Raw genomic sequence first — 23,431 nt, forward strand, 5'->3', positions numbered from 1 at the left:
CGACACCCCGAAGCAGCATCGGGCCAAAGTCCGAGGACATGGCCCCGCCGTTGAACTCGGCCCGGACCGTGCAGCCCTCGACGGGATGAAATCGCAGCTGTTCTTGGTTACCCTCTGCCATGGGCGGGCCTCCACGCTGATTTCGTGTATTGCCTCAGCGCCCATAACCCGCACGAATCCGCGGGTTCAAGGGAGGCCCGCCCTGCCTCCGTGCAAAATGGGGGCTACGCCGGCCGGCCGGTCGACCGGCACGGGCGGATGCTGGCGCACCTCTATCGCGACGCCGGCGCGGACGCCAGCTGGTATCGCGACGCCGGCGCGGACGCCAGCTGGGTGCAGGGGGCGATGCTGGAAGCCGGGATGGCGCGGGTCTACACCTTCGCCGACAACCGCGACCTGGCGGCCGAGATGTACGCGCGCGAGGACGCGGCGCGCCGGCAGCGCCGGGGTATCTGGGACCATCCGTTCTACCAGGTGCGCGGCACCAACGAGCTGGACGCCCTGATCGACACCTTCCAGGTGGTGCAGGCGCGGGTGCGCGACGTGGCGGAGGTCGACGGTCGGGTCTACCTCAACTTCGGCGCGGACTGGCGGACCGACTTCACGGTCACGCTCGCCCCGCGCACCGCGCGCCTGTTCGCGCAGGAGGGCGTCGACGTGATGGCGTACGAGGGCAAGCGGGTGCAGGTGCGCGGCTGGCTGGAGCGCTACAACCGCCCGCTGATCGACGCCACCCACCCCGAACAGATCCGGATCATGGATTGAGCTATGCCGATGCGCGGGATCGCCAGGATTTTAAGCGCGGCACGCCGCCTTTTCCCCGCCCTTGAGGCAATACGTGCCAGGCGCGCAAGGCGCCCGTTTGGGGTCCTTCGACACGACCGCCTCCGGCGCCCTGCTCAGGATGAAGGTTTTGGCGTTTTCAGACGTTTATCTAACCGCTTCATGCTGAGTAGCTGGCCGCGGGCCAGCGTGTCGAAGCACGCCCTACGGCTGCGCCTGCGCGTCCCCCGCCTCGCCGCGCTCGCGCTCGCGGCGGTGCTACCGCTGGCCGGCGCCTGCACGACCGCGCCGGCGACCGGGGAGCGGATCTTCACCGGCGGGATGAGCCTGCAGGAAGGCCGCAAGCTGGGCGAACAGCAGCATCCCAAGCTGCTCGAGCAGTTCGGCGGGGACTACGCCGATCCGGAGCTGCAGGCCTACGTCAGCTCGATCGGCAACCTGCTGGCGCAGACCTCCGAGCTGCCGCGGCTGGACTGGACCTTCACGGTGTTGAACAGCCCGGTGGTGAACGCCTTCGCGCTGCCCGGCGGCTTCGTCTACGTCTCGCGCGGCCTGATCGCGCTCGCCGACAACGAGGCGCAGCTGGCGAGCGTGCTGGCGCACGAGATCGGCCACGTGACCGCGCGCCACTCCGCCCAGCGCTACGGCAGCCAGCAGCTGGCCGGAATCGCCAGCGTGCTCAGCGGCGCGCTGTTGGGCCGGCCGGCGGCGCAGGCGACCTCGGCGCTGTCGCAGGTGGCGCTCGCCAGCTATTCGCGCGAGCAGGAGCTGGAAGCGGACACGCTGGGCATCCGCTACCTGACCCGGGCCGGCTACGATCCCGAGGCATCGGCCGCGTTCCTGGCCAAGCTGCAGGCGAAGAACGAGCTGCAGGCCAGACTGGCCGGCACCCCCGAGGCCGCCGACGATTTCAGTCTGCTGCAGACCCACCCGCGCACGATCAAGCGGGTGCGCGAGGCGATGGCGCGGGCCGAGACCACCCGGGTCGCCGACCCGATCATCGCGCGCGGGATCTACCTCTCCAAGCTGGACGGGCTGCTGTACGGCTACGCGCCGGAGCAGGGCTACGTCCGCGGCCGGCGCTTCCTGCACCCCGAGCTGCGGCTTGCGTTCGCCGTGCCGGCGGGCTTCCGGATCCAAAACGGCCGGACCAGCGTGAAGGCGAGCGGACCGGACGGGCTGATGGTGTTCGCCGGCGCGCCGGAGGCGGGCGGCCGCGATCCGGCGGTCTATCTGCGCGACGTCTGGGCGGCGAACGTCCGTCTGGAGGGCCTGACCCGGATCGAGGTCAACGGCATGGCCGGGGCGACCGCGCTCGCCCGGGCGCGCACGCAGGCGGGCACCCGCACGGTTCGCCTCGCGGCCGTTCGTTACGATAGCGACACGACCTACCGCTTCCTGTTCGTGCCCAAAGGCTCGGGACTGCCGGAGCGGCTGGCGGACACGGTGCTCGACTCGTTCCGCAAGCTCTCCGCCGCCGAGGCCGCGGCGCTGGAGCCCCGGCGCATTCGCGTTCACACCGTGCAAGCTGGCGAGACCCAGCAAAGCCTGGCCCGTCGCCTGCCCTACGACGAATTGCCGCTGCGCCGCTTCCAGGTGCTCAACGGCCTGGAACCGGGCGCGCGTCTCGAGCCCGGGCGGATGGTGAAGCTGATCCAGTAGGGCAGGGTGTTCGCCACCAAGACACCAAGGGAAGACAGGAATTCGCCCCCGAGGGGACAGAGAGCCCGGAGATAGGAAACTGGGCTTGAGCGCGGACGATCTCGTTCGCGGCTACGCCTGTATTCTAGCGTGCTGCGCGCGCAATACTCTTGTTTCTCGGTGACCTCCCTGTCCGCGGTGGTGAAAACACCTTCTTGGTGTCTTCGTGTCTTGGTGGTGCATCCCTTTTGCCACCGGGCGCGCCGGCACGAGCGTTAGAAGTCGTAGCAGATGCCGCCGCGTTCCCAGTCGCCGTAGCGGGTCGGTTCCGGTCCGTCGGGGCCGCCGACTTCCTTCGGCTTGCCGGCCGGCGCATCGCGCGCCTCCGGCGTTTGATTGGCCGCCGCCTTCTGCTGGGCGGCGCGGTCGATGTGCTGCGCGCCGGGCTGCTTGCCGGCGGGCTTGCGCTCGGCCGCGGCGGGCTGGCTGGTCGCCTTCGCGGCGTTCGGTTTGAGGACTTTGAAGGTGCGTTTCATGGCCGGGAGAATGGGGCGCGCCGGGTCCGCTGGCAAGCGCGGGCGCGGTCGTGCACGGGCGGCCCCTGGGCCGGTCCTCCCCGCCTCGCCGGCGATCTTGAACGGCTGACACGGGCCGCCCATTTACCGATGCGGCGCGATTGCGACCCGAAGCGTTCCCAACCGGAGACCGACAGCCGTGTTCAACACCCTGCGCACCTTCACGCTGCTCGCTGCCATGACGGCGCTGTTCATGGGCGCGGGCTACCTCGTCGGCGGCGCGACCGGCGTGGTGATCGCGCTCGGCCTCGCCGCGGCGATGAATCTGTTCAGCTACTGGAACGCGGACAAGATCGTCCTGCGGATGTACAACGCGCGCGAGGTCAACGCCGAAAGCGCGCCGCAGTTCTACCGGCTGGTCGAGCAGCTGGCGGAAAACGCCCAGCTGCCGATGCCGCGGGTCTACGTCATCGACACCGACCTGCCCAACGCGTTCGCCACCGGACGCAACCCGGACAACGCCGCGGTGGCCGCGACCCTGGGCCTGCTGAAGCGCCTGAACCAGCAGGAGATCGCGGCCGTGATGGCGCACGAGCTGGCGCACGTGAAGAACCGTGACACGCTCACCATGACGGTGACCGCCACGATCGCGGGCGCGATCTCGATGCTGGCGAACTTCGCCATGTTCGCCGGGATGTTCGGCGGCAACCGCGACAATCCGCTGGGCGGCCTCGGCACGCTCCTGGTCGCGCTGCTGGCGCCGGTCGCCGCGATGCTGGTGCAGACCGCGATCTCCCGCACGCGCGAATACGCCGCCGACAAGGCCGGCGCGGAGATCTGCGGCCAGCCGATGTGGCTCGCCTCCGCGCTGACCAAGATCGAGCGGCTGGCGCACGAGGCGGAGTACCAGCCGGCGGAAAAGAACCCGGCGACCGCGCACATGTTCATCATCAATCCGCTGAGCGGAAAAAGCGTCGGCGCCCTGTTCTCGACCCACCCGACCACCCAGGACCGCGTGCAGCGGCTGGAACAGCTGGCCCAGGCGTGGGGCAAGACCGGCGGCACCCCGACCCAGCCAGCGGCGCGCCCCTGGGGCTGAGTTCGTCGGCGTCACCACAAAGGACACAAAAGTTCTCTGCGCCTGGATTTGCGCGCGCGGCGCGCGTTGAAAGCTCCGCTTCGAGGCAACGCGCTCGCGTCTTGGTGGTGAGCCAAAAAGCTCGAGCCGGCGCAGGTGGCGGGGCCGGCCGAGCCGGTCCAGGATCAGCACGACCATCAGGCAGCCCGCGCGCGGGCCGAACGGGCATTTGCGCAGCCCCCGGGGCGGCGGGGTCCACGGGCCGTTCAGGCGCGCGCCAGACCTTGCCATGGGCGGAGTGGGGATCGTGAGTGCCCGCGCGATTGCCGAGCCGGCCGGCAGCGTCTATCACCTGTCCCGGAATCGCTTCGAGGGCGCTGGTGTTGCGCCCCGCACCGCCCCCGCTTCGCGCGACTTGAAGGAGAGACAGCCATGCTCAAAGGCAAGACGGCGCTGGTCACCGGCTCGACCAGCGGGATCGGGCTCGGCATCGCCCAGACGCTGGCCGCCCAGGGCGCCAACATCGTGCTCAACGGCTTCGGCGACGCCGACCAGATCGAGCGCATCCGCAAGGACATGGCGGAGAAGAACGGCGTTACGGTCAGCTACTCCGACGCCGACATGTCCAAGCCGGACCAGATCCAGCAGATGGTCGACGCCGCGATCCAGCAGTTCGGCAGCGTCGACGTCCTGGTCAACAACGCGGGCATCCAGCACGTCGCCCCGGTCGACCAGTTCGATCCGCAGAAGTTCGAACAGGTGGTGCAGATCAACCTGAACCACTGCTTCCACACCACCCACGCGGCCCTGCCCAGGATGCGCGAACGGGGCTGGGGCCGGGTGATCAACATCGCCAGCGCCCACGGCCTGGTCGCCTCCAAGGGCAAGGCCGCCTACGTCGCCGCCAAGCACGGCGTGGTCGGCTTGACCAAGGTGACCGCGCTCGACACCACGCAGACCGGCATCACCTGCAACGCGATCTGCCCCGGCTGGGTGAAGACCCCGCTGGTCCAGCAGCAGATCGAGAACAAGGCGCAGGAGCAGAACTGCTCGGTCGAGCAGGCGGAACACGACCTGCTGGCCGAGAAGCAGCCGGCGCTGGAGTTCGTCACCCCGGAGCAGATCGGCGCCTACTGCGTCTTCCTGTGCTCGGACGCGGCGCGCACGATCACCGGCGCCGAACTCAAGATCGACGGCGGCTGGACCGCGCAGTAACGCCGGTCCGGGTGCTCCGGGGGAGGGCACCGCCTGCCACCCCACCCACCCGACGGCCTCAGTACCAGATCTCCATGCGCAGGCCGCGGCTGTCGCGCTCCGGCGGTCCGTCCGGCACCCGGCGGGCGCGGCCGTGCAGGCTGTCGCGGGCGACCAGGGCGCAGACGCCGGCGTCCAGCACGTCGTCCGGCTTCGCCTGCGCGCGCGGGTGGGCGGCGAGCAGGGCGTCGATCCCGGGCAGGCCCGCCGCGGCCAATAGGGTGCGGCGCGCCGCCCGTCCGGTCCGGTCGGCCTTGCGCGGCAAGGCGTTACCTGCGTTCAGATGGTGGAACGCCAGTTCCGGGTGGGTTTCCAGCACCCATCCCTGGTCGGCCGGTCGCAGGGCCGAGTCCAGCTCGGCGATCTTGGGCATGATGTTGAACGCTTGGATCGACAGGCCGGCATCGCCGCGCGCGCGGGCGGCCTGCCGAACCCCGTCGTACGCCAGGCCCAGCATGTAACGCCGGGGCGGGGCGAACACGCTGGACTTGCGCGCCCGCGGCAAGATCGCCCGGGCCGCCCGGTCGCACGGCCGCGGCCCGTGGTCAGCCAAGCCGATCGGCATGTCGACGCAGATCCGCGCGACGTCGGCCAAGCCGCGCACCAGCGCCGCCCAGTCGGGGTAGATCACGCTCTCAGCCGCGCCGTTTCCGGCGGCCAGCCGGACCGCCAGCCAGCCGGCCCGGCAGCCATCCACCCCGGCTGCGCTCCGGGCGTCGGCGGGGCGATCGGCGGCATTCGTTAACACGGTCGATTTTTTCTGCGTGCCGTTAACCATTGGTTAGACTCTGGAGTTTACAACCGAAAGTGCGCGCGGGGCGATCTCCCTCCCCTCAGCCCCGAAGCTGCCGGTCCCTCGGCATCCCTCCCCGCCAGGACCGGTGGCGCGCGCCTTGAGTGTAGCCTCCCTGTCCTTGCCGCCGGTGCGCCCCGCGCACCGGCGGATTTTTCGGTCTGCAGTCTCCAGAACGCGCGCAGGCCCGGTCTGCGTGACACCCCGGTGAGCGCTACGTCCTTTGATCCGGACAGCTGCGACTTGACTGCATAGCTCATCCGCCATACCGTCGTCGGGACATGGCAAGTTGACAGGGTAGGCTCACGTCAACGCACAAAAATAAAGGACCGTGGCCGTGAACCGGCGCACGGTCCTTTTTTTGTATGCGCTCAGGCCTGCAGGGGGCGATCAGTTAATCGGGCCGGCGAAGCTCGACGGCGCCGGGTCGGCCACCCGGTGGCCTTCGGGCGTCACCCGGATCACCGAATAGCGGCGTTCGACCAGCCCATCCGCGTTCAGGCGGAACAGCCCGTTGACGCCGGCGAAGCCGTTGCGCTGGGTCAGGCTTTCCTGCGTGAACACCCGGAACGGCGGTGTCCCGTCCTGCACCGCCCGGCGCGCCATCAGCCCGGCCAGCGCGGTCGCGTCGTACGCCAGCCCGGCGATATCCGGCGGTGTCGCGCCGTAGATCGTGCGGTAGCGCTCCTGAAAGCGCGACCGGCTGTCCGGCGGCGGGGCGGGGTACAGCGCGCCCTGCAGGCTGGGATTGTCGGCCAGCTCCATGCCCGCCCACTGCGCGGTGCCCAGGAACTGCACCTCGTCCGGGTCGATGTCGTAGTACGGCAGGGTCGGAACCAGTTGAAGCAGCCTGTCGCCGCCGATCGGCAGCAGAACGGCATCGAACGGGGCCTCGCCCAACGCATCCTGGTTGTTCAGCCGGCGGAGTTCGCGCTGCGCCTGCGCGCCGCCCTGGTCCTGCAGTTCGGCGATTCGCTGCTTCAGTTCCTGCTGCCGGCGGGGGTAGGCGGCGAGCGCCTTGACCGGCTCGGAGATGTCGCGGGCGTCGGGGTCGAACAGCCGGCTGTCGACGAACTCGACCTCGTGCCGCTCGGCGGCGTCCTGCATCGCTTGCACGATCAGCTCGCCATAGCTGTTGTCCGGGGCCAGCACGGCGAAGCTCTGGTTGCCCTGTGCCGCGGCGTAGCCGACGATCCGGTCGACCTGTTCGCCCGGCAGCAGGCCGGTGGTCCAGACCCCTGGCCGCGCGACCTCGCGGTTGTTGGAAAACGCCACGACCGGTACCCGCCCGCCTTCCGCGACCGGCGCGACCGCCTCGACCGAACTGGAGAAGACCGGGCCGAGCAGCAGGTTGGCGCCCGCCGCGATCGCGTCTTCCGCCGCGCGGCGCGCGCCCTCGGGCGTCCCCTTGGTGTCGCGCACGACCAGGGCGAACTGCTCGTCCGCGACGTCGAACAGCGCCATCTCGGCCGCGCGCAGCATCGCTTGGCCGAGGTCGCCGCGCGGGCCCGACAGCGGCAGCAGCAGGCCGACGCGATGCGGCGGCAGGCCTTCCGCCTCGGGCGGAGTGAGCTGGAACTCCTCGGGGGCGTCGAGCGCGTCCTCCAGCACCTCCTCCGCGCTGACCTGGGGCGGCGCCGGCTGGCCGGCGGGTGCGCTCTCGGCTTGCGGCGTCTCGCCGGGCGGTGCACCCTCTTGCACCTGCGGCGCGCAGGCGCCCAGCAGCAGGAGCGCGGCCGCGCCGGCTGCGCCCAAGACGCCCCGCAGCATCCGGAAGGGCCCGTCGTCACGGCATGTCGCGTCAAGCACGGTTGGCAGCTCCACAGGGTCGGTCGGACGCGTCGGCGTCCGGCGAGCCTATCCGGGGGGCCGAACGCTCGCAACCGGACAGCGCGGCGGACACGCCCGCCACACGGCCCGGGCCCCGGGGCCGCGCGCCGGACGGCGGACGCCTGCCGGCGGGCCTGTACGTCGTCGCGACCCCGATCGGCAACCTGGGCGACCTGACCTACCGCGCCGCCGACCATCTGGGCCGCGTCGACGCCGTGGTGTGCGAGGACACGCGCGTCACCCGGCGGCTGATCGACGCCTACGGCCTGCGCCCGCCGCTGATCTCCTATCACGAGCACAACGCCGAACAGCGCCGGCCGGAGGTGCTGCGGCGCCTGGCCGCGGGCCAGGCGCTCGCGCTGGTCTGCGACGCGGGCACGCCGCTGGTTTCGGACCCCGGCTACAAGCTGGTACGCGACGCGCAGGACGCCGGCCATGCGGTGCGCGCGCTGCCGGGGGCGAGCGCGGCGCTGGCTGCGCTGGCGATCGCCGGGCTGCCGACCGACCGGTTCTTTTTCCAGGGGTTCCTGCCGTCGAAGCCGGCGCAGCGTCGCGCGGTGCTGGACGAGTTGAGCGGCCTCAAGGCCAGTCTGGTGTTCTACGAATCGCCGCAGCGCCTGGCCCGCAGCCTGAGCGACATGGCCGACCTGCTGGGGGCGCGCGACGCCGCCGTCGGCCGCGAGCTGACCAAGCGGTTCGAGGACGTGGTGCGCGCGCCGCTGCCGGAACTTGCCGCCCGCTTCCAGGCCGCGCCCAAGGGCGAGATCGTGGTGGTGGTGGCGCCGCCCGCCGCCGACGCGCACATCGCCGATGCCGAGACGCTCGACGCGCGGCTGCGGGACGCGCTGACGACGCTCAGCGTGCGCGACGCCGCCGCGCAAGTCGCAGCCGCGACCGGCTGGAAGAAAAAACAGGTGTACGACCGCGCGCTCCGCCTGAAGCAGGGCGACGGCCCGGGGTCCGTCACGTGAGCCGGCCCGTGAAACCGCCGGCCGCGCGGCGCCGCGCGGCCGAACGCCGCGGCCGCGGCGCGGAGGCGGCGGCGGCCTGGCTGCTGCGGCTCAAGGGCTACCGCATCCTGGCGCGCGACCTGCGCACGCCGGTCGGGGAGGTCGACCTGATCGTCCGGCGCGGGCAGGTGCTGGCGCTGGTCGAGGTGAAGACGCGCGCCACCCGCGACCAGGCCGCCGCCGCGATCAGCCCGCACCAGCGCCGCCGGATCGCCCGTGCGGGCGAGGCCTTCCTGGCCCGCCGGCCGGACCTGGCCGGCCTCGACGTCCGGTTCGACGCCCTGCTCCTGGCCCCGGGGCGGTGGCCGCACCATGTCGTCGGCGCGTGGCGCGTTGCGGAAGGCGCGGACGATCGGCTGAGCGTGTGACCCGGCGATGACCGGGGGGGTGCGCCGGTGCGCGCGGCCCTCACAGCTTCGCCGCTTGGCGCGACGCCATCCGCACGGGTAAACCGTATCGCAGACGCCCCCCGAATCCCGCGGAGACCCGACCGTCATGGCCCGTGCCAACACCCGTACCGCCTCACGCCGGCCCCTGAAGCTGGCCGCCGTGTTGTGCCTCGCCGCCCCGCTCGGGCTGGCCGCCTGCTCGCCCGCCGGGGTCGCCGTCGGGGCCGGCGCCGCTGTGGGCGTCGCCGGCTTACAGGAGCGCGGCCTGGCCGGCGCCATCGAGGACAGCCGGATCCGTATCCAGATCAACGACCTGTGGCTGAAGGAGGACGAGGTCCTGTACCGCAAGGCCGGCCTGCAGGTGCAGAACGGCCGCGTGCTGGTGACCGGCGTGATGCCGAGCAAGGAGATGCGCGCCAAGGCGATCGAGCTGGCCTGGCAGGCCGACGGCGTGAAGGAAGTCATCAACGAGGTGCAGATCGGCGACAGCTCGTTCAGCAGCTACACCCAGGACACCTGGGTCTCCACCCAACTGAAGGCCAATCTGCTGCTCGACGCCGAGGTCAGCTCGATCAACTACTCGATCGAGACGGTGCGCGGGGTGGTTTACATCATCGGCATCGCGCAGAGCGACCAGGAGTTGCAGCGCGTGCTGAACCACGCCCGCGGGCTTGCCAACGTCCGCAAGGTGGTCAGCTACGTGCGGGTCGAGACCGAGCCGCGCGAGCCGAACCTGCAGGACACCGGCACCGGCGACAACGCGCCGCCGGACGGCCAGGCGCCCGCGGACGGCGGCGGCTCCGCCCGCGGCGGTTCCGAGCCGAGCGGCTCCGAGCCCGGGAGCGCCGCGCCCGGCGAGACCGCTCCGCCGACCTCGAGCGAGCCGGTGACCGAGATCGATCTGGACGCATGAGCGACCTGGCGGAAGCGCAAGGCATCCTGCGTCGCGCCGGCGGTCGGCCGGACCGCGACGTCGACCTGGCGGAGACGGCCCTGGCGCTGGGCGCGCTGGATGCGCCGGATGCGCGGCTGAACCGCTACCGGGATCACCTCGGTGTGCTGACCCGCGACGTCGCCGAGGCCGCCCGGACCGCCGGCACCGACGACCTCGCCGCGCGCGCCCGGGCCCTCGCGGAGGTGCTGGTCGAGCGCTACGGCTACCAGGGCGACCGCGAGACCTACAACGATTTGCAGAATGCCAACCTGCTGCGGGTGATCGACCGCCGGAAGGGCCTGCCGGTCGCGCTCGCCATCCTGTTCATCCACGCTGGCCGGGCGCAGGGCTGGCAGATCGACGGCCTGAACTTCCCCGGCCACTTCCTGATCTCGATGAGCCTGGGCGGCGAGCGCGCGGTGCTCGACCCGTTCGACGGCCTGCGCCCGCTGGGCGCGCACGACCTGCGCCAGCTGCTGAAGGCGATCGAGGGCGCGGACGCCGAGCTGTCGAGCGAGCACTACGCGCCGCTCGGCAACCGGGCGATGCTGCTGCGCCTGCAGAACAACCGTAAGGTCCGGCTGCTGCACGACGAACACCGCGAGCTCGCGGTCCAGACGCTGGAGGCGATGCTGATGATCGCGCCCGCGGAACCCAGCCTGTGGCACGAAGCCGGCCTGCTGCACGCCCACCTGGGCAACCTGCGCGCGGCCGTGCTGGCGCTGGAGCAGGTGATGCAGCTGTCCCACGACCCGAACAGCCAGCGCGACGTCGCCCACCTGCTCAAGCAGCTGCGCAGCCGGATCAATTAAGCACTTTCTCTCCTGCACGAAATGCCCGCTCTCCTCCAGTGGGGGAGAGCGCCGGGGAGAGGAGGTTGCCCGCGGCGCTTGAGCGCGTGGTCCCTTCTCCGCTAGCCCCTCCTCCCAGGGGAGGGGAATAAGTTGGGTCCCCGTTGCCATACCTGCCGCCCGGGCATTAGGTAGACGCGGAGCAACCCGACACCGCACGCAAGCCAGCAGGACCGCCCGTCATGGCCGAGGATCGCAAGCAGGCGCAGCAAACCTCCGGCGTCACGCCCGGCCGGCGCGAGAGCGCGCGCCCGCAGGACCCGCTCTCCCCGGCGATGGACCGGCCGGCGTCGCTCGCGGTCGCGTTCCAGATGGACGCGCTGGCCGGGATCGACATCGATGCCGACAGCTCGTTCGCCCTGGCGCTGGAGGCGCAGCGCCGCGGCCACGGGCTGTACCACTACGCCCCGGAAGCCCTGACCCTGCGCGACGGCCGGGTCTACGCCCGCGGCCGGCCGGTGAAGCTGCAGCGGGACTACACCCGGCACTTCGAGCTGGGCGACTGGGAGACCATCGACCTGGCCGGGCTGGACGTCGTGATGATGCGCCAGGACCCGCCGTTCGACATGGCCTACATCACCGCCACCCACCTGCTGGAAAAGGTGCATCCGCAGACCCTGGTGGTGAACGACCCCGCCAACGTGCGCAACGCGCCGGAGAAGCTCTACGTCACCCACTTCGCCGAGTTCATGCCGCCGACGGTGATCACCAGCGACCGCGAGCAGATCCACGCGTTCCGCAAGGAGCACAAGGACATCATCCTGAAGCCGTTGTTCGGCAACGGCGGCGCGGACGTCTTCCGGATCACCGAGCAGGACGAGAACCTGAATGCCCTGCTCGAGATGTTCACCCGCCTGTACCGCGAGCCGATCATGGTGCAGGCCTACTTGCCGGAGATCCGCAACGGCGACAAGCGGATCATCCTGATCGACGGCGAGCCGGTGGGCGCGGTCAACCGCGTGCCGCCGCCGGGCGACGCGCGCGCGAACCTGCACGTCGGCGGCCATGCCGAGCGCGCCGAGCTGACCGAGCGCGACCGCCAGGTCTGCCGCGCGATCGGCCCGGCCTTGCGCGCGCGCGGGCAGATCTTCGTCGGCATCGACATGATCGGCGACTACCTGACCGAGATCAACGTGACCTCGCCGACCGGCATCCAGGAGATCGACCGGCTGGACGGCGTCTCGCTGGAGGCGCAGGTCTGGGACGCGATCGAGAGCCGGGTCGACGCCTCCGGCCACCTTCCCGAGTAGCCGCCGCGTGCAGATCGTCTATTCCCAGGATCACGCCCGCCAGCACGGCCGGGGCGAGTTGACCGACGGCCGGCTGATGCCGGTGGTGGAGACGCCGGCGCGCGCGGAGATGGTGCTGAAGCGCGCGCAGGAGGTCGGCCTGGGCGACATCGTCCCGCCGAGCGACTTCGGCGTCGACGCGCTGGCGCGCATCCACCGGCCGGATTACCTGGCGTTCCTGGAAACCGCCTGGGCGGCGTGGGAAGCCGAGCGCGGCGGCGAGACCGACTGCCTGCCGCTGATCTGGCCGGTGCGCAACCTGCGGCCGATCTGCCCGCACCATATCGACGGCAAGGTGTCGTACTACGCGCTCGACGCCGGCACGCCGATCACGCCCGGCACATGGACGGCCGCGCGGGCCAGCGCGAACGTCGCCATGACCGCGGCGGAGCTGGTCGCCGACGGCGCGCCGGCCGCGTTCGCCCTGGGCCGGCCGCCCGGCCACCACGCCACGGCGGATCAGCTGGGCGGCTACTGCTTCCTGAACAACGCCGCGCTCGCCGCCCAGCGGCTGCTCGACCGGGGCGCCGCCCGGATCGCGGTGCTCGACGTCGACTACCACCACGGCAACGGCACGCAGGCGATCTTCGACGACCGCGCCGACGTCCTGTTCTGCTCCCTGCACGCCGATCCCCGGCAGGAATTCCCGTACTTCCTGGGCCACGCCGACGAGACCGGCACCGGCGCGGGCGACGGCTACACCGTCAACGCCCCGCTGCCCTGGGGCACCACGGCGCAGGCGTGGATGGCGGCCTTGGAGCGGCTGTGCGGCCGGATCGCCGAGTACGCGCCCGACGCCCTCGTGGTCTCGCTCGGCGTCGACACCTACAAGGGCGACCCGATCTCCCGATTCGCCCTCGACACCCGGGACTTCCCGCCGATCGGCGCGCGCCTCGCCCGGCTCGCCCTGCCCACCGCGTTCGTCATGGAAGGCGGCTACGCCGTCGAGGAGATCGGCCACAACGCGGTCGGCGTGCTGCGGGGGTTCGAGGGCGGGTAGGCACGGTATGGCAGCGGGTCCGCTCTCCTCTCCTGGGAGGAGAGGGACAGGGTGAGGAGGGGGCACGCGGTCGATGCCGCGAGTTACCTCCTCCCCTAACCCCTCCTCCCACGTGGAGGAGGGGGTTAATTGGCTGTTCTAAAACACAAAAACCCGACGTTATCCTGAGCAGCCCGGCGCAGCCGGGCGTGTCGAAGGACGCCTGTCGGGTGTAAGCGGCCACACAACGCCGCTACCGCTTGCGGATCAGGGTGCCGACGCCGCGGTCGGTGAAGGTCTCGAGCAGCAGGGCGTGGGGGACGCGGCCGTCCAGGATGACGGCGGCGTCGACGCCGTCCTCGACCGCTTTCAGGCAGGTCTCGACCTTGGGGATCATGCCGCCGGCGATCGTGCCGCCGTCGATCAGCTCGCGCGTCTGTTCCACCGTCAGGTCCGGGATCAGCTGCTGGTCGCCGTCGAGCACGCCGATCACGTCGGTCAGCATCAGCAGGCGCGAGGCGCCGAGCGCGCCCGCGACCGCGCCGGCGGCGGTGTCGGCGTTGATGTTGAAGGTCTCGCCGCCAGGGCCCCAGCCGATCGGCGCGATCACCGGGATCATGCCCGACTGTTCCAGCGACGACAGGATGTGCGGGTTGACCTGGGCCGGCTCGCCGACGAAGCCGAGATCGACCAGCTGTTCGATGTTGCTGTCGGGATCGCGCTTGGTCCGGCGCAGCTTGCGCGCCTGGATCAGCCCGCCGTCCTTGCCGGACAGGCCGATCGCGTTGCCGCCGACGGCGTTGATCGAGCTGACGATCTGCTTGTTGATGGTGCCGGACAGCACCATCTCGACGACCTCCACCGTCTCCTGATCGGTGACCCGCAGGCCGTCGACGAACTGCGAGCGCACCTGCAGCCGGTCCAGCATCCGGCCGATCTGCGGCCCGCCGCCGTGGACGATCACCGGATTGATGCCGACCTGCTTCATCAGCGCGATGTCGCGCGCGAACAGGTCGGCCAGGTGCTGGTCGCCCATGGCGTGGCCGCCGTACTTGATCACGATCGTGCGCCCGGCATACCGGCGCATGTAAGGCAGCGCCTCGGTGATCGTCCGGGCGGTGCGCAGCCAGTGCTTGGTTTCGCCGAAATTGCGGGGCTGCTGGGGGGACTGCTGGCTCATCGGGGCCTCTAGCCTTCCTGGTACGGCGTCTCGCTGGCCAGCGCGGCCAGCTCCGCGCGCAGTTCGGCGATGCCGGTGTCCTTCTGGGCGCTGGTGGTGGCGATCCGCGGGTGCAGCGCGACGTGCTTGCGGCGCAGCTGCTGGGTGGCGTCGATCACCCGGGCCAGGTCCGGCGGCTTGACCTTGTCCGCCTTGGTCAGCACCAGCTGATACGACACCGCGGCGGTGTCGAGCGCGCCCATCACTTCCCGGTCGGTGTCGCGCACGCCCCGGCGCGCGTCGATCAGAAGGCAGACCCGGCGCAGGGTCGGCCGCCCGCGCAGGTAGTCCTGGGTCAGCTCGGTCCAGCGCTTGATCTCGCTCTTGGGCGCCTTGGCGTAGCCGTAGCCCGGCAGGTCGACCAGCAGCAGCCGGGAGCCGAGATCGAAGAAGTTCAGCTGCCGCGTGCGGCCGGGCGTGTTGGAGGTCCGCGCCAGGGTGTTCTGGCCCGTCAGCGCGTTGACCAGGGAGGACTTGCCGACGTTGGACCGGCCGGCGAACGCGACCTCCGGCAGGGCGAACTCGGGCAGCTGCACCATCGACTGCACGCCGGCGACGAAGCCGCACGCCTGGGCGAACAGCCAGCGGCCGTATTCCCGGCCGGGCAGCTCGAGGTCGCCGTCCGCCGGCGCGTCCGGCAGCGGCGGATCGTCCCCGTGCAGGTCTTCGGGGGGCGCGTCTTCGGCCGGATGCGATCGGGTCATCTTGAAAACACGCCTTGTGTCACGCCGCAGCGGAGCCGGGCCGGTTGGACCGGCGGCGCCAGCCAGCCTCGCGCAAGATGCTGAAAGGTGAAGCCACCTTTCAGCTGAATCTTGCTTTCTCTTCAAGCAGTTAAAGCTACATTCAGCTCGAAGGCCGATTTGGCCTTCAAGCATGTAGCTCTAGCGCCGGCCGCCGCCGCCCTTCTTGCCCTTGGACGCTCCGCCGCCGCCCTTGCGCTTGGCGGCCGGGTTGCTGGAGCCGCCGCGCTGCTGGCCGGACCGACCGCGCTGGCCGCCGGACGACTTGTTCGCGGCGGACTTGCCGCTCCCAGAACCGCCGCTCCCAGAACCGCCGGACCCAGAACCGCCGCGCGCAGACGCCTGCTGGCCGTCGCCCGACGCCTCGGCGCCACCGGCCTGCTGTTGGGCCGCTTCGGTGCCGGCGTCGCCTTCGCCGTTCGCCTGGGCGGTCACGTCGGTCGCCTCGCCCTCCAGGGTCGGGCCGTCGTGGGCGGCCGCGGCCTGCGCGCCGGCGGTCTGTTGGCCGGCCTTCTGGCCGCCGCCGGAGCCTTGGCCGCCCTTCTTGCCGCCGCCGGAGCCACCGCCGCCGGAGCCGGAGCCGTTCCCGCCGCTCTTGGCCGAGCTGTCGGTCGACCCGGCGGGGGAGGGCTGCTTGCCGCCGATCTGCATCCCGGCGCGCTTCATGATGATGTACTGCTGGGCGATCGTGAAGATGTTGTTGGACGTCCAGTACAGCACCAGCCCGGCCGGAAACTGCGACAGGATGAAAGTGAAGACCACCGGCAGCAGCTGGAACATGCGCTGCTGCATCGGGTCCGCCGGCTGCGGGTTGAGCATCTGCTGGCCGTACATCGAGATGCCCATGACCAGCGGCAGGAAGCCGATGTTCAGGATGTTCAGCGGGCCGAGCTCGGGCACGCCCCAGGGCAGAGCGCCGAACAGGTTCAGGATCGAGGTCGGATCCTTTGCCGACAGGTCCTGCAGATAGCCCACGAACGCCGCGTGGCGCATCTCGATGGTGACGAACAGCACCTTGTAGAGCGCGAAGAAGATCGGGATCTGCAGCAGGATCGGCAGACAGCCGGAGGCCGGGTTCGCGCCCTCGCGCTTGTAGAGCGCCATCATCTCCTGGTTCAGGCGCTGCTTGTCGTCGCCGAACCGCTCGCGCAGCTTCATCATCTCCGGCTGCAGGTTCCGCATCTTGGCCATCGAGCGGTAGGACTTGTTGGCCAGCGGGAACAGCAGGATCTTTAGGATCACCACCAGGATCAGGATGGCGACGCCGAAGTTGCCGGTCACCTGCGCGAAGAAGTGCAGCGCCTGGAAAATCGGTTTGGTCAGGAAATAGAACCAGCCGAAGTCGACGGCCTTATCGAAGTGCGGAATGCCGTACTGCTCGGCGTAGCCGTCCAGCAGCGAGACTTCCTTGGCGCCGGCGAACAGCCGCGTGGTGCTGCTGACGCTGCCGCCCGGCTCGACCTGCCGGCTCTCGTACAGCACGTCGGCCTGGTATTTGGCGACGCCGCCCTGCGCCTGATTCTGGATGAACCGCGCGTTGACGCTCTTGTCCTGATCCGGGACCAGCGAAACCAGCCAGTACTTGTCGGTGATGCCGATCCAGCCGCCGGTGGTCTCGTAGGTGAGCGGGCCGTCCTCCCGCACCTTTTCGTAGTCGACCTCGTCGAGCGTGCCGTTGAACACGCCGATCGGGCCCTCGTGCAGGATGTAGTAGCCGAGCGTGTCCGGCGTGCCGCGCCGGTTGATCAGGCTGTAGGGCGCCAGGCTGATCGCTTCGCCGGTCTCGTTCACCACCGTCTGCTCGACGGTGAACATGAAGTCCTCGTCGACCGAGAAGGTCCGCTTGAAAGTCAGCCCCTCGCCGTTCGACCAGCTCAGCGTGACCGGGTTGTCGGGGGTCAGGGGGCCGCCGTTCTCGACCTGCCAGGTGTGGCTGCCGCTGGGCAGCTCCAGCCCGGCGCGCGCGGCGTTGGCCCAGCCGAAGTCGGCGTAGTAGGAACCCTTGGAGCCTTCGGGCGACAGCAGGTGAATCCGCGGGCTGTCGTTGTCGACTTCTTGGCGGTAGTTGCGCAGGGTCAGATCGTCGATCCGCGCGCCCTGAACGTTGATCGAACCGATCAGCGAGGGCGTGTCGATCTCCACCCGCTGGCTGTCGTCCAGCACCTCGCCGCGGTCGAGCGCGCCCGCCTGGGCCGGCGCCGCGCCGGGGACGCCGGCGTCCGCGCCGCCGCCGGGCGACGGCGCGGTCGAGCCGGCGCCGCCCGTCCGCCCCTGCTGGGCCGCCTGCTGCTGCGCGGCCTGCTGGGCCTGCTGCTCCCGCTGCGGCGCGTTGTAGAGCAGCTCGAAGCCGAGCAGGATGGCGATCGAGGCGACGATCGCCAGGATCAGGTTGCGCTGTTCCATCGTGGTCGCCGTTCCTGGAGCGAAGGGCCCGCGGCGCGGTCGCGGCTAAGCGGGCGGGCGCGGAATTCGGTCGGTTGGGGTCGTCCTGGACGCGCGTGGCGTCCGAAGTCGTCGTCGAATGCCAGCGGCGCCGTGTCGGGCGGCCGGTTCAGCCTGGCGCGCGCCGGTCGGCCGGATCGTCGGGTCCAGCATGGCCGTGCGCGCAGCCGGGCGGCGGCACCGGGTCGACGCCGAAGCCGCCGCCCGGCCGGCAGCGCAGGATCCGCTTCAGGGTCAGCCAGCCGCCCGTCAGGGCCCCGTGCACGCGCACCGCCTCCAGGCCGTAGTTGGAGCAACTCGGCTCGAACCGGCAGACCTTCGGAAACACCGAGGCCACGCCCTGGTAGACGTAGATCAGCGCGATCACGGCGCCGCGCCCCAGTCGCGCCGGCCAGCGGGAACGCGCGCCGGCGGTATCCGCCGTGCGGTCGCCGGCCTGAGCGGGGCGCTGCTGGCTAGCCATCGGCTCCGTTCCCGTTGCCTGTCGCCCGCGTCTTGCCCCGCGCCGCGCCCGAGCCGCTAGCGGGCTTGCGCCGGCCCGGGCCGGCGCGGGGCGGCCCGGTATCCGGCGGCTTCGGCTTGCCCGGCCGGTTCAGCTTCGCCACCGCCTGCCTGAGGTCGGCCAGCAGGTCGGTGTAACGCCGCGTGAGCGTGCCGGCACGGCCGATCAGCACGTAATCCATGCCGGGCAGGCCGACCTCCGGCAGCGCTTCGCGGGCGGCCGCGCGCAGGCGGCGGCGGGCGCGGTTGCGCTGGACCGCGTTGCCCACCTTGCGCGACACCGTGATGCCGACGCGCGGCGGGCCGGCGTGATCGCTTGCGGCCGCCCCCTCAGACGCATTCAGCGCCGCAGCGGCGGGAGCCGGCGGCGCCTCGTCTCGAGCTCGGGCCTGGACGACCATCCCGGGGGTGACCCATTTCCGCCGGCCGGCCGCGACGCGCAGGAATTCCGGGCGCTTGGTCAGCCGCCCGACCCGGGTCTGGCGGCCGGCCGGCATGGGGCTCCAGCCGACCCTTACGCGCTCAGACGCTTGCGGCCCTTGCGGCGGCGGGCGTTGATCACCCGGCGGCCGCCCTTGGTCGCCATGCGCGCGCGGAACCCGTGGCGGCGCTTGCGGACCAGCACGCTGGGCTGAAAAGTGCGTTTCACGGCCCTATACTCCGTCTTTCCAAAAGGCTGTCATGGTCGGTTGCGTCGCGGGTATAAGCGCCGCCCCGTCCCCTGTCAACGACGCCTGGCACCCCTTGCCTGCGGCCAGTCGCCCTGGTCCGACGCGCCCGGTCGAACGCGGGCGCCAACCGCGCTGCGCGCGGCCGACGACGGCGGGCTCGGCGTATCACGGCCATTTGACCGGTTGTCATTGGTACGCGCCGGACCGGGCGGCTATATGCCAGTATCCAAGGCTCCGACGAGCCGGCGCGCGCACAGCGTTCGGCCGGCTGTTGCCATGTGCGAACCGCGCAAGAGGCGGGCGACTCCCGATGACTGGCAAGATGACCGGCGACACCACCGGCGACACCACCGGCGACACCACCGGCGACCCTGGGACCCGCGGCGGCTCCGCCGAACCGACCGGCGCGGACGCGGCCGGCGCCCCGACGGCGGCTGCGCGCCCGCCGCGCTGGCGGCGGATCTGGCCGCTCGTGCTGCTGCTCGCCGGGCTCGGACTGTTCTTCGCCCTTGGCCTGAACCGCTATCTCAGCTTCCAGGCGCTCGCCGACCACCGCGACTGGCTGATGGCGCAGGTGCGCGACGTACCGGTGCTGGCCGCGCTGGCCTACATCGCCAGCTACGCCGCGGTGGCCGCGTTCTCGATCCCCGGCGGGGCGGTGCTGACCATCCTGGGCGGCTTCCTGTTCGGCACCTGGCTGGGCACGCTGTACGCCGTGACCGGGGCCACGGTGGGCGCGGTCGCGGTGTTCCTGGCGGCGCGGACGGCGCTCGGGGAGACGCTGCGCGCCCGGGCCGGCGGCGCGGTCCAGCGGATGCGCGTGGGCTTCCAGGAAAACGCGCTGTCGTACCTGCTGTTTCTGCGGCTGATCCCGGTGTTCCCGTTCTGGCTGGTCAATCTGGTGCCCGCACTGGTCGGCGTGCCGCTCGCCACCTACGCGCTCGGCACCTTTGTCGGCATCATCCCGGGCACGCTGGTCTACGCCTCCGTCGGCAACGGCCTGGATGCGCTGGTGACCGCCGGCGGCACGCCCAGCCTGGGAATCATCTTCCAACCGGCGATCCTGGGGCCGATCGTCGGCCTGGGCGTGCTCGCGCTGCTGCCGGTCGGCTACAAGAAGTGGAGGGCGCGCCGGGCGGGTCCTCAGCCACCGCCTGAGCAGCAAGCGCCGGAACAGCGACCGCCGAAGGGGCACGCATGACCCAGACGCTCACCCCCGACCTGTGCGTGATCGGCGCGGGCTCCGCTGGGTTGGCGGTCGCCGCCGGCGCCCAGCAGATGGGGGCGGACACCGTCCTGATCGAAAAGCACAAGATGGGCGGCGACTGCCTGAACACCGGCTGCGTGCCGTCGAAAGCGCTGCTCGCCGCCGGCAAGGCCGCCCAGCTGGACCGGCTGGCGGCCAAGTATGGGGTAAGCTACGCCCCGCCGCGGGTCGACTTCGCCGCGGTCAACCGGCACGTCCACGACGTCATCGCCGGGATCGCCCCGCACGATTCGGTGGAGCGGTTCGAGGGGCTGGGCGTCCGCGTGGTGCAGGCGGCCGGCGCGTTCGACGACCCGCGTACGCTAAGCGCGGACGGCGTACGCGTACGCCCGCGCCGGTTCGTGCTGGCGACCGGCTCGACCGCCGCCGTGCCGCCGATCCCCGGGATCGAGCGCACGCCCTACCTGACCAACGAGACGGTGTTCGACCTGACCGAGCGGCCGGAGCACCTGATCGTGCTGGGCGGCGGCCCGATCGGCACCGAGCTGGGGCAGGCGTTCGCGCACCTGGGCGCGAAAGTGTCGATCGTGGAGATGGCGCGCCTGCTGCCGCGCGACGATGCCGACATGGTCGACGTGCTGCGCACCCAGCTGCGCGCCGACGGCGTCGAGCTGTACGAGGGCGCGCGGGTCACCGGGATGGCGGCGCAAGGCAACGGCGTGGCCGTCGACATCGCCCGCGACGGTCAGGCCGAGCGGTTGACCGGCAGCCACCTGCTGATCGCCGCCGGGCGCAAAAGCACGCTCGACGGCCTGGGCCTGGAGGCGGCCGGGATCGCGTGCGGGACGGATGGCCGGCTGCAGCTCGACCAGCGCCTGCGCACCAGCAACAAGCGGGTGTTCGCCGCCGGCGATGTCGCGGGCGGGCCGCAGTTCACCCACGTCGCCGGCTACCACGCCGGGATCGTGATCAAGAACGCGCTGTTCCGGATCCCCGCCAAGGCGGACCACGCGAGCGTGCCGCAGGTCACCTACACCAGCCCGGAGATCGCCAGCGTCGGCCTGTCGGAGACGGCTGCGCGCGCGCGCCACGGCGACAAGGTGCGCCCGCTGACCTGGCCGTTCGCCGACAACGACCGCGCCCGCGCGGAGCGGGCCACGGACGGGCTGATCCGGGTGGTGGTCGACGCCAAGGGCCGGGTGCTGGGCGCGGCGATCGCGGGCGCGCACGCGGGCGAGCTGATCTATCCCTGGATCCTGGCGGTGCAGCGCCGCGAGAAGGTCGGCGGGATCGCCCAGATGATCGCCCCGTATCCGACCTTCGGCGAGGTCTCCAAGCGCGCCGCCGGCAGCTTTTACACCCCCAGCCTGTTCTCCCGCCGTACCCGCCGGATCGTCCGGCTGCTGGCGAAGCTGGGGTAGGGCGGTTGCTTAACTGATTCCCCTCCTTCTGGGAGGACAGGGAATATGTTTGGGAGGACAGGGTCTGGCCACCGAAACCCGATGGCCGCCCAGCCCCGCATCCGTGCTAGACTCGCCCGCGATGACGCGACCTCGCCTGTCCCTGCCGTCGCCCGCGAAGGGCCTGTCCGCGCGCCTGCTGGTGCTGACGATCTTTTTCGTCATGCTGGCGGAGGTGCTGATCTTCGTGCCGTCGATGGCGCGCTACCGCCTGAATTATCTGGAGGAGAAGCTGGCGAGCGCGCACCTCGCCGTGCTGACCCTGGAGGCGACCCCCGACCAGATGGTCTCCGAGGAGCTGGAGGGCGAGCTGCTGGACTACGTCGGCGCGCACTCGATCGCCCTGCGCCGGCCGGGCGAGGGCAAGCTGATGCTGATGCGCGAGGCGCCGGAGACGGTACACGCCAGCTTCGACCTGCGCGAGGCGGGCGCGCTGGAGTTGATCGCGGATGCCTTCGGCAGTCTGACCGGCCCCGGCGACCGGGCGATCCGGGTGGTCGGCAAGTCGCCGCACCAGCCGGCGGCCACCGTCGAGGTGGTGATCGACGAGCAGCCGCTGTGCCAGGCGATGTTCGCGTTCGGCGAGCGCATCCTGGTGCTGTCCCTGGCGATCTCGCTGATGACCGCGGCGCTGGTCTATATCGCGCTGCACCTGCTGCTGGTCCGTCCGATGCGCCGGATCACCGCCAGCATGACCCGGTTCCGCGAGGACCCGGAGGACGTGACCGCGCAGATCCGGCCGAGCAGCCGCACCGACGAGGTCGGCGTCGCGGAGCGCGAGCTGTCCAGTATGCAAGAGCGCCTGGCGACCGCGCTGCACCAGAAGACCCGGCTGGCCGCGCTCGGCATCGCGGTGACCAAGGTCAACCACGATCTGAAGAACATCCTGTCCAGCGCCCGCCTGGTCTCCGACCGGCTGTCGGACAGCGACGACCCGGACGTCCGCCGGATCGCGCCGACCCTGCTGCGCACGATCGACCGTGCCGTGCACCTGTGCCAGCAGACCCTGAACTTCACCCAGGAAGGCCCGCCGCAACTGGAGGTCGGCCGGTTCGACCTGGCCGCGCTGCTCGACGATGTCGCCGGCGAGATCGCCGCCGCCCAGAACGGCGCCCAGAATGGCGCCCAGAATGGCGCCCAGAATGGCGCCCACAGTGGCGTCGAGAGCGGCGCGAGCGACCCCGCCGCCCCGGCGCCCGCCGAGGGACCGGTGGTCAACCGCCTGCCCGCCGGGCTGGAGGTCGAGGCGGACCGCGATCAGCTGTACCGCGTGTTCGCCAACCTGCTGCGCAACGCGGTCGAGGCCGGCGCCACGCGCGTCGAGGTCACGGCCGAAGCCGGCCCCGGCCGGCTGGCCCTGACCCTGGTCGACGACGGCCCCGGCCTGCCGCCGCGGGCGCGCGACAACATCTTTCAGCCGTTCGCCGGCACGGTGAAGCAGGGCGGCACCGGCCTGGGTCTGGCGATCGCGCGCGATCTGGTGCGCGCGCACGGCGGCGACATCAGCCTGATCGGCACGGACGCCGACGGTACCGCCTTCCGGATCGACCTGCCGCGGCGTGCCCAGACGCACCGGCGCGGCCGCGGACCGGGAAGTGGCGGCGATCGCGGGGCGGACGCGGCCGGCCGCGACCAGGGCGCGCCCGCGAAGGCGGACCTGCGGGCGGCCAGTTGACGCACGTCAATGCCGCGGGGTACCCCCGGACGTAGAGCAGATTTTCGCCCGTGCGCGGCCGGCGGGACCCGGGAAGCGCAGACGACATCAGGGAATCCAGTCATCATGCAGCATCTCGGAAAATGGGCCGCCGGAACGATCGGCGGCGTGCTTGCGCTCGGCGCCCT

22 protein-coding genes are annotated in these 23,431 nt (G+C 71.3%); 13 read left to right on the top strand and 9 right to left on the bottom strand.

Annotation, left to right across the window (positions count from 1 at the left end; all coding sequences use genetic code 11):
• Positions 1-210: 210 nt before the first annotated feature.
• Both CKO28_RS18220 and CKO28_RS18225 read left to right on the top strand, forming a co-directional pair.
• The gene (locus tag CKO28_RS18220; RefSeq protein WP_200342240.1) at positions 211-765 is read left to right on the top strand and encodes a thermonuclease family protein; all 555 of its coding nucleotides are present in this window, start codon (positions 211-213) and stop codon (positions 763-765) included.
• A 180-nt stretch (positions 766-945) separates the two neighbouring features.
• Positions 946-2,445 (top strand): M48 family metalloprotease, encoded by a 1,500-nt coding sequence (locus CKO28_RS18225; protein WP_200342241.1) that lies wholly within the window; start codon positions 946-948, stop codon positions 2,443-2,445.
• A gap of 254 nt (positions 2,446-2,699) precedes the next feature.
• Here the strand turns inward: CKO28_RS18225 and CKO28_RS18230 are convergent, their stop codons facing one another.
• A complete protein-coding gene (locus tag CKO28_RS18230; RefSeq protein WP_200342242.1) occupies positions 2,700-2,960 on the bottom strand; it encodes a DUF1674 domain-containing protein in 261 nt (86 codons plus the stop codon).
• A 178-nt stretch (positions 2,961-3,138) separates the two neighbouring features.
• Between CKO28_RS18230 and htpX the strand changes: the two genes are divergently transcribed.
• Positions 3,139-4,038, top strand: a complete 900-nt coding sequence (gene htpX / locus CKO28_RS18235; protein ID WP_200342243.1) for a zinc metalloprotease HtpX — start codon at positions 3,139-3,141, stop codon at positions 4,036-4,038.
• A 411-nt stretch (positions 4,039-4,449) separates the two neighbouring features.
• Positions 4,450-5,232 (top strand): 3-hydroxybutyrate dehydrogenase, encoded by a 783-nt coding sequence (locus CKO28_RS18240; protein ID WP_200342244.1) that lies wholly within the window; start codon positions 4,450-4,452, stop codon positions 5,230-5,232.
• A gap of 58 nt (positions 5,233-5,290) precedes the next feature.
• On the opposite strand, the gene CKO28_RS18245 is transcribed toward CKO28_RS18240, so the two are convergent.
• Together CKO28_RS18245 and CKO28_RS18250 are read right to left on the bottom strand one after the other, a co-directional pair.
• Positions 5,291-5,968 carry a DUF429 domain-containing protein gene (locus tag CKO28_RS18245; RefSeq protein WP_200342245.1) on the bottom strand — a complete coding sequence of 226 codons (678 nt, stop codon included), beginning with the start codon at positions 5,966-5,968 and terminating at the stop codon, positions 5,291-5,293.
• A gap of 486 nt (positions 5,969-6,454) precedes the next feature.
• Positions 6,455-7,873: a penicillin-binding protein activator gene (locus tag CKO28_RS18250; RefSeq protein WP_200342246.1), complete on the bottom strand. Its 1,419-nt coding sequence runs from the start codon at positions 7,871-7,873 to the stop codon at positions 6,455-6,457.
• A 2-nt stretch (positions 7,874-7,875) separates the two neighbouring features.
• Between CKO28_RS18250 and rsmI the strand changes: the two genes are divergently transcribed.
• From rsmI to CKO28_RS18280, 6 genes are all read left to right on the top strand, one after another.
• Complete coding sequence (gene rsmI, locus CKO28_RS18255) at positions 7,876-8,865, top strand: 16S rRNA (cytidine(1402)-2'-O)-methyltransferase (protein WP_242480644.1); 990 nt, start codon at positions 7,876-7,878, stop codon at positions 8,863-8,865.
• An 8-nt stretch (positions 8,866-8,873) separates the two neighbouring features.
• Complete coding sequence (locus CKO28_RS18260; protein WP_200342248.1) at positions 8,874-9,272, top strand: YraN family protein; 399 nt, start codon at positions 8,874-8,876, stop codon at positions 9,270-9,272.
• Positions 9,273-9,399: 127 nt separating this feature from the next.
• On the top strand, positions 9,400-10,206 hold the full coding sequence (locus CKO28_RS18265; RefSeq protein ID WP_200342249.1) for a BON domain-containing protein: 807 nt from the start codon (positions 9,400-9,402) through the stop codon (positions 10,204-10,206).
• Positions 10,203-11,039, top strand: a complete 837-nt coding sequence (locus tag CKO28_RS18270) for a SirB1 family protein (protein WP_200342250.1) — start codon at positions 10,203-10,205, stop codon at positions 11,037-11,039. Before CKO28_RS18265 ends, CKO28_RS18270 begins: the two co-directional genes overlap by 4 nt.
• 314 nt (positions 11,040-11,353) lie before the next feature.
• Positions 11,354-12,328, top strand: a complete 975-nt coding sequence (gene gshB, locus CKO28_RS18275) for a glutathione synthase (protein WP_200342259.1) — start codon at positions 11,354-11,356, stop codon at positions 12,326-12,328.
• 7 nt (positions 12,329-12,335) lie between these two features.
• Positions 12,336-13,367 carry an arginase family protein gene (locus CKO28_RS18280; RefSeq protein WP_200342251.1) on the top strand — a complete coding sequence of 344 codons (1,032 nt, stop codon included), beginning with the start codon at positions 12,336-12,338 and terminating at the stop codon, positions 13,365-13,367.
• Positions 13,368-13,599: 232 nt separating this feature from the next.
• On the opposite strand, the gene argB is transcribed toward CKO28_RS18280, so the two are convergent.
• The 6 genes from argB to rpmH form a co-directional block, all read right to left on the bottom strand.
• Positions 13,600-14,526 carry an acetylglutamate kinase gene (argB, locus tag CKO28_RS18285; protein WP_200342252.1) on the bottom strand — a complete coding sequence of 309 codons (927 nt, stop codon included), beginning with the start codon at positions 14,524-14,526 and terminating at the stop codon, positions 13,600-13,602.
• An 8-nt stretch (positions 14,527-14,534) separates the two neighbouring features.
• On the bottom strand, positions 14,535-15,269 hold the full coding sequence (yihA, locus tag CKO28_RS18290; RefSeq protein WP_200342253.1) for a ribosome biogenesis GTP-binding protein YihA/YsxC: 735 nt from the start codon (positions 15,267-15,269) through the stop codon (positions 14,535-14,537).
• Positions 15,270-15,449: 180 nt separating this feature from the next.
• Entirely contained in the window at positions 15,450-17,711 is a 2,262-nt protein-coding gene (yidC, locus tag CKO28_RS18295; RefSeq protein WP_242480645.1) for a membrane protein insertase YidC, read from the bottom strand.
• Positions 17,712-17,859: 148 nt separating this feature from the next.
• Positions 17,860-18,213, bottom strand: a complete 354-nt coding sequence (gene yidD, locus CKO28_RS18300) for a membrane protein insertion efficiency factor YidD (RefSeq protein WP_200342254.1) — start codon at positions 18,211-18,213, stop codon at positions 17,860-17,862.
• A complete protein-coding gene (gene rnpA / locus CKO28_RS18305; protein WP_200342255.1) occupies positions 18,206-18,748 on the bottom strand; it encodes a ribonuclease P protein component in 543 nt (180 codons plus the stop codon). Before rnpA ends, yidD begins: the two co-directional genes overlap by 8 nt.
• 17 nt (positions 18,749-18,765) lie before the next feature.
• Complete coding sequence (gene rpmH, locus CKO28_RS18310) at positions 18,766-18,900, bottom strand: 50S ribosomal protein L34 (protein ID WP_200342256.1); 135 nt, start codon at positions 18,898-18,900, stop codon at positions 18,766-18,768.
• A gap of 332 nt (positions 18,901-19,232) precedes the next feature.
• Here rpmH and CKO28_RS18315 point away from each other — a divergent pair, with 332 nt between their 5' ends.
• The 3 genes from CKO28_RS18315 (at position 19,233) to CKO28_RS18325 (ending at position 23,264) form a co-directional block, all read left to right on the top strand.
• The gene (locus CKO28_RS18315) at positions 19,233-20,123 is read left to right on the top strand and encodes a TVP38/TMEM64 family protein (RefSeq protein ID WP_242480646.1); all 891 of its coding nucleotides are present in this window, start codon (positions 19,233-19,235) and stop codon (positions 20,121-20,123) included.
• Positions 20,120-21,550 (top strand): dihydrolipoyl dehydrogenase family protein, encoded by a 1,431-nt coding sequence (locus tag CKO28_RS18320; protein WP_200342257.1) that lies wholly within the window; start codon positions 20,120-20,122, stop codon positions 21,548-21,550. Before CKO28_RS18315 ends, CKO28_RS18320 begins: the two co-directional genes overlap by 4 nt.
• A gap of 121 nt (positions 21,551-21,671) precedes the next feature.
• Positions 21,672-23,264, top strand: a complete 1,593-nt coding sequence (locus CKO28_RS18325; protein WP_200342258.1) for a sensor histidine kinase — start codon at positions 21,672-21,674, stop codon at positions 23,262-23,264.
• The last annotated feature ends 167 nt before the right edge of the window (positions 23,265-23,431 follow it).

The sequence above is a fragment of the Rhodovibrio sodomensis genome, assembly GCF_016583645.1.
Lineage (GTDB): Bacteria > Pseudomonadota > Alphaproteobacteria > Kiloniellales > Rhodovibrionaceae > Rhodovibrio > Rhodovibrio sodomensis.